Source organism: Pseudomonas sp. Rh2, assembly GCF_040762985.1.
Taxonomy (GTDB): domain Bacteria; phylum Pseudomonadota; class Gammaproteobacteria; order Pseudomonadales; family Pseudomonadaceae; genus Aquipseudomonas; species Aquipseudomonas taiwanensis.
On sequence record NZ_CP142890.1, the window covers coordinates 2,515,456 to 2,526,569 of the forward strand.

An 11,114-nucleotide genomic window follows, 5' to 3' on the forward strand; every position below is an offset into this window, starting at 1 on the left:
AGCCGCACGCCGTCTGCCAGGGACTGCTCAGGCAGCCACGGTGGTACCCAGACCGAATTCAGGCGAAACGACAGATGTCCTTCAATCATTACTACCAAAGCGAGCTGACGGCCCTGCGCCAGCTAGGTCGCCGTTTCGCCGAGCGTAGCCCGGCGTTGGCGCCGTACCTGGGCCAGGCCGGACGCGACCCCGATGTCGAGCGGCTGCTCGAAGGCTTTGCCTTTCTCACGGGTCGTTTACGCCAGAAGCTCGACGACGAGCTGCCTGAGCTCACTCACTCACTGATGTTGCTGCTGTGGCCCAACTACATGCGTCCGTTGCCAGCCTTCAGCATCCTGCAGTTCGACCCGCTGCGCCAGGCCGGTCCGGCACTGCTGGTCGAGCGCGACACGCCAGTGGAAGGTCGGCCTATCGATGGGGTCAGCTGCCGCTTTCGCACCTGTTACCCCACCGAGGTCCTGCCGCTGAAACTGAGCGCGCTCAATTACTCGCTCAATGGTCAGGGCGCGCTGCTCAGCCTGCGCCTGGACATGAACTGCGATGGCCATGTCGGCGACGTCAAGCTCAGCCGCCTGCGCCTGCACCTGGCCGGAGAGCGCTACATCAGCCAGATGCTCTACTTGAGCCTGTTGCGCGGACTGGCTGGCATCGAGCTCATAGCGCTATGCAGCAATGGCAAACCGTTGCTCAACGATGCTGGCGATCCGCTGGTCCTCAAGGCGCGGGATGCCAAGGTTCATCCGGTAGGGTTCGCCGAGGAAGAGGCGCTGATTCCTTACCCGTTGAACACGTTTCGTGGCTATCGCTTCTTGCAGGAGTACTTCGCCTTCCAGGACAAGTTCCTGTTCGTCGATGTCACTGGCCTGGACGTTCTGCAGCGGCTGCCCGAGGAAACCCTCAAGCAGGTGCACGGCGTGGAGGTGCGTTTCGATATCCGCAAAGCCGAAGCCCAGCGCCTGCGCCCGACCCTGGACAATGTGAAACTGTACTGCACGCCAATCGTCAACCTGTTCAAGCACGACGCCTTGCCGATCCGCCTGGACGGCAAGCAGGACGAATACCTGCTGTTGCCTGCCGAGCTCGACCCCGAGCACTGCGGGGTATTCTCGGTCGATGGTGTCACCGGCTGGAGCCCCGGAGGGCTGGGCTACCAGGAATACGTGCCCTTCGAGTCCTTCGAGCACGACCCCAGCTTCGATGTGCCGCACAGCCGATCGCACTACAGCCTGCGCCAACGCTCTTCGCTGCTGCACGATGGCCTCGATACCTACCTGAGCTTCGGTGTGCATGGCGGCGAGTTCCACGAGACCTTGTCGATCGAGCTGACGTGCACCAATCAGAACCTGCCGCGGCGGCTCAAACTCGGTGACATCTGCATGCTGAGCGAGCAGACCCCCGAGTTCCTGACCTTCCGCAACATCACTGCGGTCACCTCCAGTTATGCACCGCCGCTCAATCGCGATTTTCTTTGGAAGCTGATCAGCAACATGTCGCTGAACTACCTGTCGCTGGCCGATGTGGACGCGCTGAAGGTCATTCTCGAAACCTATGACCTGCCGCGCTACTACGACCAGCACGCGGAGAAGGTCAGCCGACGCCTGCTCGGTGGGCTCAAGTCGATCCGCCACCAGCATGTCGACCGCTTGCACCGTGGCCTGCCGCTACGCGGCCTGCGCACCGAACTGACGATCGATCCCGAGGGTTACATCGGTGAAGGCGACCTGTTCGTCTTCGCCTCGGTGCTCAACGAGTTCTTCGCACTCTACGCCAGCCTCAACTCGTACCACGAGCTGCGGGTGAAAAGCACACAAGGGGAGGTGTACCAATGGACACCACGTATGGGCCTGCAGCCCCTGCTTTGAGCCGGCTGAGCCGGAGCATCCGTGAATACTCGCTGTTCCAGGCGGTTCTGCTGGTCACCGAGCAGTTGCGCGAGCATTACCCGTACCTGGAGGACGACGAGCTGTATGACCTGCTCGAGTTCGAGGCCAACCCGAGCCTGGGCTTTCCGCGCAGCGATGTCGACCGCGTCGAGTTCTTCCGCGAGCACGGCCAGTTGCGTGCGCGTCTTCGATTCAACCTGGTGAGCCTGATCGGTTCCAGCTCGCCGCTGCCCGCGTTCTATGGCGAACAGGCGTTGGGTGACAGTGAAGATGGCAACCCCACGCGCCAGTTTCTCGACCTGTTCCACCACCGGCTGCAACGCTTGCTCCTGCCGATCTGGCAAAAGTACCGCTACCGCGCCAGCTTCAAGAGCGGGGCGCTGGATGGCTTCTCATCGCACCTGTTCGCCTTGATCGGCCTGGGCGGTGAGGAGATCCGCAGGGCCAAGGAACTGAACTGGAAGCGCCTACTGCCGTACCTGGGCGTGCTGAGCCTGCGTGCGCATTCGGCTGCTCTGATCGAGGCGGTGCTGCGCTATTACTTCAAGCACGCCGACCTGGTCATCGAGCAATGCCTGGAACGACGCGTGGAGATTCTCGAGGAACAGTGCAACCGCCTTGGCCTGGCGAACAGCCTGCTCGGTGAAGACGCGGTACTGGGCGAGCGGGTGCGCGATCGCAGTGGCAAGTTCCGTATTCACATCACCCAGTTGGACTGGCAGCGCTTTCACGAATTCCTGCCCATCGGCCTCGGCTATCAGCCGCTGTGTGCGTTGGTGCGTTTCACGCTGCGCGACCCCCTTGATTACGACATCCGCCTGGAGCTGCGCCGCGAGGAAATTCGCGAGCTACGCATTGGCGAGCAGAACGTCTGCCACTTGGGCTGGACCAGCTGGTTGGGGCGCGAGCGCGCCGATGGCGTGGTGACTTTGGGAAGCAAAATTCATTAAGGATCAATGACCATGATCAACGTAGACCTGCAACAACTCGTACAAGCCCTGGATGCCCACAGCCGCCGTGACCTGGAGCGCTGCGCCGAGCGCTGCGTCGCTCGCAGCGGCAGCAAGATCCTCGTCGAAGACCTGCTGCTCGGCTTGTTCGAACGTGAAGGCAGTCTGTTGCAGCGAGCGCTGCAAGACGCCGAGGTCGATTTCGGCGAATTCCGCGCCGCGCTGCATACGGCGGTCGAGCACAGTGCCACCCGCAACCCCGTGTTCTCCCCGGAACTGGTGCAGTGGTTGCAGGATGCGCTGCTGGTGTCCAACCTTGAACTGAGCCAGGCCCAGGTCGACCAGGCTGCCTTGATCCTGGCACTGTTGCGCAACCCGCTGCGCTATGCCGGCAGCCGTTACCAGAAGCTCCTAGGCCGCCTGGATATCGAACGCCTAAAGGGCTATGCGCTGGCCCAGCAGCCCGCTGCGCCCAAGGCCGCTGGCCAGCCTCAGGGCGAGTCGATGCTGCAGCGTTTCACCCACAACCTTACCGAGCAGGCCCGTGCCGGCAAGCTCGACCCGGTGCTGTGCCGCGACGGTTCGATCCGCCAGATGATCGATATCCTCGCTCGTCGACGCAAGAACAACCCCATCGTGGTGGGCGAGGCCGGTGTCGGCAAGACCGCCGTGGTCGAAGGGCTGGCGGCGCGTATCGTCGCAGGCCAGGTACCGCCTGCCTTGCAGGGCGTCGACCTACTGGCGCTGGACATGGGCCTGTTGCAGGCTGGCGCCAGCGTCAAAGGCGAGTTCGAGCGGCGCCTCAAGGGCGTGATCGACGAGGTCAAGGCCTCGCCCCGGCCAATCATCCTGTTCATCGACGAAGCACACACCCTGATCGGTGCCGGTGGCAACGCGGGTGGCTCCGATGCCGCCAACCTGCTCAAGCCCGCGTTGGCACGCGGCGAACTGCGCACCATCGCCGCCACCACCTGGGCCGAATACAAGAAATACTTCGAGAAGGACCCGGCACTGGCCCGTCGCTTCCAGCCGGTGCAACTGCATGAGCCGACCGTGGTTGAAGCGGTGACCATCCTGCGTGGCCTGGCGCAGTTGTACGAAAAAAGCCACGGCATCTACCTGCGCGACGACGCCGTGGTGGCCGCTGCCGAGTTGTCGGCGCGCTACCTTACCGGTCGACAACTGCCGGACAAGGCGGTCGATGTGCTCGACACCGCTTGTGCCCGCGTGCGCATCAGCCTGGCGGCGCCGCCCGACAGCCTGGAGCGCTTGCGCGCCGAGCTGGCCGAAGGCGAGCGCCAACGCAATGCCATCAGCCGTGATGCTGAGGCAGGGCTGCAGATCGACCAGGAAGCGTTCGAAGGCTTGCAGCAGCGCCTGGCCGAGGCGACCGAGCAAGAGCGACACCTGAGCGTGCGCTGGGCGCGCCAGCGTGAGCTGGCCGAGCAAGTGCTGGCATTGCGTCAGCAAGTTGCCAGCGCTGCCGTGGCGCCGGTGGCCGAGGCGGACGAGGAGGGCACCCTGGTCGAGACCCGCGAGCAGCTGCAGCAGCGCCTTGCCGAGACGCACCAGGCCTTGCTCGATGCCCAGGCGCAAGAGCGCCTGGTCAGTGCCGAGGTCTGTCCACGGCTGGTGGCCGAAGTGATTAGCGCCTGGACGGGCGTGCCGTTGACCCAGCTGGCACGCGAGCATAACGCCAAAGTGGTCAGCTTCGCCGACGACCTGCGTGCGCGCATCCGTGGCCAGGAGCAGGCCGTGCATGCCCTTGACCGTGCCATGCGGGCCACCGCCGCAGGTCTGAACAAGCCCGATGCACCGGTGGGGGTGTTCCTGCTGGTTGGCCCAAGTGGCGTGGGCAAGACAGAAACGGCGCTGGCCCTGGCCGACCTGCTGTACGGTGGTGATCGCTTCATCACTACCATCAACATGTCCGAGTTCCAGGAAAAACACACTGTTTCGCGCCTGATCGGTGCGCCACCTGGATATGTGGGTTATGGCGAAGGCGGCATGTTGACCGAAGCCGTGCGCCAGAAACCATACTCGGTGGTGTTGCTCGATGAGGTGGAAAAAGCCGACCCCGACGTGCTCAACCTGTTCTATCAGATCTTCGACAAAGGCGTGGCCAACGATGGCGAAGGGCGACAGATCGATTTTCGCAACACCCTGATCCTGATGACCTCGAATCTGGCCAGCGATCAGATCAGCGCCCTCTGCGAGAACGGCAAGCGCCCGGACGCCGAGCAGCTTGAAAGCCATATCCGCCCTGTGCTCAGCCGCCACTTCAAGCCGGCCCTGCTGGCGCGCATGCGCGTGGTGCCGTACTACCCGGTCGGTGGCCCGGTGCTGCGCGAACTCATCGAGATCAAGCTTGCCCGCCTGGGCGAGCGACTGCAGCGTCGGCAACTGGCGTTCAGCTATTGCCAGCCGCTGGTCGACCACCTGGCCGAGCGCTGCAGCCAGAGCGAGAGTGGCGCCCGCCTGATCGACCACCTGCTCGATTCGCACGTGCTGCCAAAAGTGGCTGATCGCCTGCTCGATGCCATGGCCAGCGGCGAGGACATCAGCCGTGTGCATGCGACCTTGGACCCGGCTGCGGGCGTGATCTGCGAGTTCGCCTGAGGTGGGAGTGATGTTCACGCATGTGCCGCAGCCTCTGGCCTATGCCGAGACCTTGATGGGGACCTTCACCGAGCTGGCCTGCGCCGCTGACGAGCAGGGCCTGATGCAGGCACTGGTCCAGGCGGTGGCCGGGCTCAGTGGCTGCGCGCTGGTGCAGGTGTACTTGCTCGACTCGACCCACACGCGGCTGGGGCTTGAGGTCGCCTGCCTCGATGGGCAGTTGCAGGCGCGGGACTGTGCCAGCCTGCCGGCCGACTACAATGGCGAGCAGTTGATGCAGTTCGCCTTGTGTCAGAACCGCATGGTGAGCATCGCCGAGCTGTCCGCCAGCATGTTCGACACCAGTTTCCTGCCGGCTCAGGCAACACCATGGCAGGCGCTGCTGGCGGTGCCCCTGGTGACCCCGCAGCAACGGGTGGTTGGCGTGTTGTTGTGCGTAGCCCGGGCGCGCATCGAGCTGGCCGGCTTTGCCGACTCGCTGGGACGCCTCGGTGCTTTCGCCATGGCTCAGTTGCATCTGCTGCGGCGTTTGCGTCAACCCCAGCCGCAGCTGCCGGCCAGTGTCGCCAAGCCGGCCGAGGTCGGTAGTTACGGCCTGATCGGTGACAGCCCGGCCATGCGTCAGACCTGCCAGATGATCAGCAAGGTGCTGCACAGCCCTTACACCGTGCTGGTGCTCGGTGAGACGGGCACCGGCAAGGAATTGGTGGCCCGGGCCATCCACGACTACGGCCCTCGCCGTTCGGGGCCATTCGTGGTGCAGAACTGCGCGGCATTTCCCGAGCACCTGCTGGAAAGCGAGCTGTTCGGTTACCGCAAAGGCGCCTTCACCGGGGCCGACCGCGACCGCTCGGGACTGTTCGACGCCGCGGACGGCGGCACCCTGTTGCTCGACGAGATTGGTGACATGCCGCTGGCGTTGCAGGCCAAGTTGCTGCGGGTGCTGCAGGAGGGTGAGATCCGCCCGTTGGGGGCTAACAGCACGCACAAGATCGACGTGCGCATCGTCGCTGCCACGCACCGTGACCTGGCGCAGATGGTGCGTGACGGTCAGTTCCGTGAAGACCTCTATTACCGCCTGGCCCAGTTCCCGATCGACTTGCCGCCACTGCGCCAGCGTGACGGCGATGTGAGTGCCCTGGCACGGCATTTTTCCGATAAGGCCTGTGCGTTCCTGCAGCGCAGCCCAGTGATCTGGTCCAACGCCGCCCTGAACCACCTCGAAGGCTATGGCTTCCCTGGCAACGTTCGCGAGCTCAAGGGGCTGGTGGAGCGCGCGGTGGTGCTCTGCGAGGGCCGTGAGCTGGCGGCGGAGCACTTTGCACTGAACGGCGCCGCATCCACAGCGGGCGATGGCGAGCTGAACCTGCGCGAACGCCTCGAGCAGGTCGAGCGCAATCTGCTGCTCGACTGCCTGCGCAAGCACGATGGCAACCAGACCATGGCCGCTCGCGAGTTGGGCTTGCCGCGGCGCACCCTGCTGTACCGACTCGGTCGCCTGAATATCCAGATCGGCGATGGCGCAGGCCGGCTGGCATGAACCTTTTCTCTTACATCCAAGGCGCGCCGCAGCTGGTGCTTGCCTGTTTAGCTCATGGAGTGTTTTCGATGTTCATCGGTATCTGGCGGGCTGCGTTACTGGCCCTGTTAACCGTGCTGGTCCTGGCCGGGTGCAGCGGCAACTACAAGTTCGATGACGACCGCTACCGGCCAGTGGGCGACCCACAGGCCCTCAAACGTGGCAACTGAGCCCAAGGAGCCCTGACCATGGAACTGGTTTTCGAGCTGGTGGACAGACGCCAGCACACCCGCACCGACTCGCCCAGCAAGTCGTTTGGCCGCAGTGGCGGCCACATTGGACGCGCCAAGGACTGCCACTGGTGCATCGAGGACGAAAAGCGCCACTTGTCCAGCCACCATGCCGAGGTCACCTATCGCGAGGGCGCCTTCTACCTCACCGACCAGAGCAGCAATGGCATTCGCCTGGCCAGCAGCGGTGCGCAACTGCGCAAGGGCGAGGCCTACCGTATCGAGCAGGGGGCGGTGTACCAGATGGGCGACATCGAGGTGCGCGCCCGCTTGATCGAAACGGATCGTGCCTTGGATGTAGGGCTCGGCATACCGGGATCGGACATCATCCCCGATGATGCCTTCCTCGCGCTTGACCCGCTGTCCGCCCTGGACAACGAAGAGGCGCGCCTTGCACCGATGGATGAACTGGCCGCCATGACCTTGCCCGACACCCCGGCCAAGCAGCGTGCCGACTACGCCCAGATCGACCGCGAAAACATCATCGTGCCGACGTTGGTGCCAGCCCCGGTTACCGAGCCTGTCCCGCAACCGGCCCCGCGCGAACGGCGAAGTGAAGCATTCTGGGAGCGCTTCGGCGCAGCGCTGGGCGTCGACCTCGCCGGTCTCGACGATCAAGCTTGCGAAGACCTCGCGGTGCAGGCAGCCGGTTTGCTGCGCCACAGTATCGGTGCCTTGCAGCAAAGCTTGCGCACCCGTAGCGAGCTCAAGAACGAGTTGCGCCTGTCGCTCACCACCCCGCAAGGCGCCAGCCGGAACCCGATCAAGGCGCCGTTGGAAGCCGACCAGGCCCTGGGCGAGTTGCTCAAGCCGCGCCGGCCCGGACAGTTGTCGGCCGAGCAGGCCGTGGCCCAGGCCTTCCGTGACTTGCAGGCACACCAGGTGGCTTTGCTTGGTGCCAGTCGCAGCGCCTTGCGCAGCACCCTCGAACACTTTGCCCCCAGTCAGTTGGCGTTGCAGTTCGAACGCCTGGGTCGCAAGCCGTGGTTCGGTAGCCGCTGGAAGCAATACGTGCGCTACCACGAAGCACTCAGTGCCGATGCCGACTGGAGCGAGCGCCTGCTGGCCAAGGACTTCGCCCAAACCTACGAAGAGCAGGTGCGCCTGATCGCTTCCCTTCACCACGATCCGCGAGGATGACTGCATGAAACCTATCACCCGCAAATGCTTCGGGGCAGCGTGGGCTTTGGTTGCCGCGTCCTGGTTGACCGGCTGTGCCGCGCTGTCGCCGTATTCGCACATGACCAAGCTCGACCTGACACTGACCGCCACCGACGCGCTCAACCTCGACATCAACGGCCGGCCGTCGCCGGTAGTGGTACGTCTGTTCGAGCTCAAGCACCCGGTCGCGTTCGAAAGCACCGACTTCTTCACGCTCTACCAGCGCCCGAAAGAAGCCCTCGACCTGGACATGGTTGCCAGCGAAGAGCACGAACTGCGCCCAGGCGAAACCCTGAGTCTGAACCTGAGCATCGACCCAGGCAGCCGCTTCGTCGGCGTGCTGGCCGCCTATCGCGACCTGGAGCAAGCCGAGTGGCGCCGGGTGCAGCCGGTTCGGGCCGGTGAGCGGACGGTCGTCAACCTGTACCTGGACAAGACCGGTATTCACAACGGCGTACCAGCGGTAGTCCAAGCGGGTGAACAGCCATGAACGTGCACAAGGTAGTCTGGCAGGAAGGCATGCTGCTGCGCCCGCAGCATTTCCAGCACAACGACCGCTACTACGACAGCCAGATGAAAACCCGCACGCAGCTGCTGGGTAATTGCACCTGGGGTTTCATCGATCTGGAGATCGACCTGCAGTTCCTGACCATGGGCAAGCTGGTGATCAGTCGTGCCGCAGGCATCCTGCCGGATGGCAGTCTGTTCGAGCTCGATGGCAGCAGTGAACCGCTGGCCCTGGACGTGCCGCCAAACACCGGCAGCACGCCGATCTTCATGGCCTTGCCGCTGGTCACCGGAAACCACATCGAGGCCCGCCGGCCGGAGCAGGCCGAGGTATTGACGCGCTATACCACCTACGAGCTGGAGGTCAGCGATTCCAACGCGGGCGATGACAACAGCACCCAGATCAACTGCGCGCGCCCGGACTTCCGCCTGCTGCTGGGCGAGCAGCAGGGCGACCAGGCGTACGTCAAGCTCAAGGTGTGCGAAGTGCTCGACACCTCGCCGGACGGGGTCATTACCCTGGATCCGGACTTCGTCCCGAGCTACATCCGGACCCAATCCTCGGTGTACCTGCAGTCATGCCTGAAGGAAGTGATCAGCATGCTGGCCTTGCGTGGCGACACCCTGGCCGAGCGCATCCGCTCCAATGGCAAGGTCGGCGGTGCAGAGGTGGGCGACTTCATGATGCTGCAGCTGATCAACCGTACCGAGTTGCTGCTGCGTCACTACCTGAACCTTGAGCAGGTGCACCCGGAAGAGTTGTACCGCACCTTCCTGATCATGCTCGGCGACCTGTCGACCTTCTCCAGCGACACCAAGCGCCCTCGGCTGGACGCTCGTTACCAGCACAGTGACCAGGGCAGCAGCTTCCGCAAGCTGATGGAGTCGATCCGTCAGGTGTTGTCGATGGTGCTCGAGCAACATGCCATCGAGTTGGAGCTGCAACAGCGCCAGTACGGCATCCTGGTTTCACCCTTGCACGATCCAGGGCTGCTCACCACGGCATCGTTCGTACTGGCCGCCAGCGCCAACTGCGAATCCGAGGAGCTGCGCCAGCGTCTGCCGCTGCACCTCAAGGTCGGCCCGGTGGAGCGCATTCGCCAGTTGGTCAACCTTCACTTGCCTGGGCTCAAGGTCAAGCCCTTGCCTGTGGCGCCGAGGCAGATCCCGTTTCATGCCAACAAAACCTACTTCATCGTCGAACTCGATGCCGCAGATCGCGCCAAGATGGATGGCTCTGGTGGTTTCGCCTTCCACGTCACCAGTGAGTTCTCCGATCTTGAACTGAAATTCTGGGCCATCAGGAACTGACCGCAATGAGCAAGGACACGGAACACCCGCAGGACGACAAGACCGTCCTGTACAACCAGGATGGCTCGGCACCCTCTGGCCAGCCACTGACGGCCCATGGCGATGCGGCCAAGGTCGAGCCGCTGGAGCAGCGTATGGTCTATTCGGCGCGGCTCCCTGCCAGCGGCAGCTTCAGCGTCGGTCTCAACCCGTTGGTGGCGGCTGCTGGCGAGTTGATTTCGGAAGTGGTGCGGCTCAAGCACAGCGAAACCGCCGAAGACTTGAATACGCTCAAGGAGCGACTGAGCGCCTACATCCGCACCTTCGAAGCGCGCATCCATTACGAAGGGGTCGAGAGCAGCCAGGTGACGGTGGCGCGCTACCTGATTTGCACCGTGGTCGATGAAGCCGTGGTCACCACCTCGTGGGGCAACGAAAGTCAGTGGTCCCAGATGAGCCTGCTCAGTGCGTTTCACAACGAAACCTTCGGCGGCGAGAAGTTCTTCGCCTTGCTCGACCGCATGTCGAAGAACCCGGTCAAGCACCTGGCCATGCTGGAGCTGATGTACCTGTGCCTGTCGCTGGGCTTCGAGGGCAAGTATCGGGTAATCGATCGCGGTATGTCCGAACTCGAAGGCATCCGCGACGCGCTGTTCCGCCAGATCCGCCAGCTGCGGGGCGACGTGCCGCGCGAGTTGGCGCCACGCTGGGAGGGTCACGACCAGCGCCACACTCCGGTGCGTATCGTGCCGTGGTGGAGCGTGGCGTTGCTCACGATGGTGTGTCTGATGGTGCTGTATGCCGGTTTCGCCTGGGTGCTGGGGGAGCAGCGCGCCACCGTCTTGCAACCCTTCCAGCCCCTCGAACAGAACGTGGCCGAACAGAAGCAGTGACA

General features: G+C 63.7%; 9 protein-coding genes. All 9 read left to right on the forward strand.

Features of this window, described 5'->3' with window-relative positions; genetic code table 11:
* Window positions 1-74: 74 nt before the first annotated feature.
* On the forward strand, window positions 75-1,862 hold the full coding sequence (tssF, locus tag VXM67_RS11350; RefSeq protein ID WP_023379997.1) for a type VI secretion system baseplate subunit TssF: 1,788 nt from the start codon (window positions 75-77) through the stop codon (window positions 1,860-1,862).
* The gene (tssG, locus tag VXM67_RS11355) at window positions 1,826-2,833 is read left to right on the forward strand and encodes a type VI secretion system baseplate subunit TssG (RefSeq protein ID WP_023379998.1); all 1,008 of its coding nucleotides are present in this window, start codon (window positions 1,826-1,828) and stop codon (window positions 2,831-2,833) included. The genes tssF and tssG overlap by 37 nt, the downstream gene beginning before the upstream one ends.
* Before the next feature lie 6 nt (window positions 2,834-2,839).
* Window positions 2,840-5,452 (forward strand): type VI secretion system ATPase TssH, encoded by a 2,613-nt coding sequence (tssH, locus tag VXM67_RS11360; protein WP_367237680.1) that lies wholly within the window; start codon window positions 2,840-2,842, stop codon window positions 5,450-5,452.
* Window positions 5,453-5,462: 10 nt separating this feature from the next.
* Window positions 5,463-6,992, forward strand: a complete 1,530-nt coding sequence (locus VXM67_RS11365; RefSeq protein WP_367237681.1) for a sigma 54-interacting transcriptional regulator — start codon at window positions 5,463-5,465, stop codon at window positions 6,990-6,992.
* A 68-nt stretch (window positions 6,993-7,060) separates the two neighbouring features.
* A complete protein-coding gene (locus tag VXM67_RS11370; RefSeq protein WP_315693757.1) occupies window positions 7,061-7,201 on the forward strand; it encodes a type VI secretion protein in 141 nt (46 codons plus the stop codon).
* A gap of 18 nt (window positions 7,202-7,219) precedes the next feature.
* The gene (tagH, locus tag VXM67_RS11375) at window positions 7,220-8,401 is read left to right on the forward strand and encodes a type VI secretion system-associated FHA domain protein TagH (protein WP_367237682.1); all 1,182 of its coding nucleotides are present in this window, start codon (window positions 7,220-7,222) and stop codon (window positions 8,399-8,401) included.
* A gap of 4 nt (window positions 8,402-8,405) precedes the next feature.
* Window positions 8,406-8,912, forward strand: coding sequence for a type VI secretion system lipoprotein TssJ (gene tssJ / locus VXM67_RS11380; RefSeq protein WP_023380003.1), 507 nt, complete (start codon window positions 8,406-8,408; stop codon window positions 8,910-8,912).
* Complete coding sequence (tssK, locus tag VXM67_RS11385) at window positions 8,909-10,240, forward strand: type VI secretion system baseplate subunit TssK (protein WP_023380004.1); 1,332 nt, start codon at window positions 8,909-8,911, stop codon at window positions 10,238-10,240. The genes tssJ and tssK overlap by 4 nt, the downstream gene beginning before the upstream one ends.
* Window positions 10,241-10,245: 5 nt before the next feature.
* A complete protein-coding gene (gene icmH, locus VXM67_RS11390) occupies window positions 10,246-11,112 on the forward strand; it encodes a type IVB secretion system protein IcmH/DotU (RefSeq protein ID WP_023380005.1) in 867 nt (288 codons plus the stop codon).
* Window positions 11,113-11,114 lie beyond the last annotated feature (2 nt).

What these genes read in the sequence shown, in the direction of transcription:
- tssF (WP_023379997.1), top strand. Translation starts at nt 75, where the DNA reads ATGTCCTTCAATCATTACTACCAAAGCGAGCTGACGGCCCTGCGCCAG.
- tssG (WP_023379998.1), top strand. Translation starts at nt 1,826, where the DNA reads ATGGACACCACGTATGGGCCTGCAGCCCCTGCTTTGAGCCGGCTGAGC.
- tssH (WP_367237680.1), top strand. Translation starts at nt 2,840, where the DNA reads ATGACCATGATCAACGTAGACCTGCAACAACTCGTACAAGCCCTGGAT.
- VXM67_RS11365 (WP_367237681.1), top strand. Translation starts at nt 5,463, where the DNA reads ATGTTCACGCATGTGCCGCAGCCTCTGGCCTATGCCGAGACCTTGATG.
- VXM67_RS11370 (WP_315693757.1), top strand. Translation starts at nt 7,061, where the DNA reads ATGTTCATCGGTATCTGGCGGGCTGCGTTACTGGCCCTGTTAACCGTG.
- tagH (WP_367237682.1), top strand. Translation starts at nt 7,220, where the DNA reads ATGGAACTGGTTTTCGAGCTGGTGGACAGACGCCAGCACACCCGCACC.
- tssJ (WP_023380003.1), top strand. Translation starts at nt 8,406, where the DNA reads ATGAAACCTATCACCCGCAAATGCTTCGGGGCAGCGTGGGCTTTGGTT.
- tssK (WP_023380004.1), top strand. Translation starts at nt 8,909, where the DNA reads ATGAACGTGCACAAGGTAGTCTGGCAGGAAGGCATGCTGCTGCGCCCG.
- icmH (WP_023380005.1), top strand. Translation starts at nt 10,246, where the DNA reads ATGAGCAAGGACACGGAACACCCGCAGGACGACAAGACCGTCCTGTAC.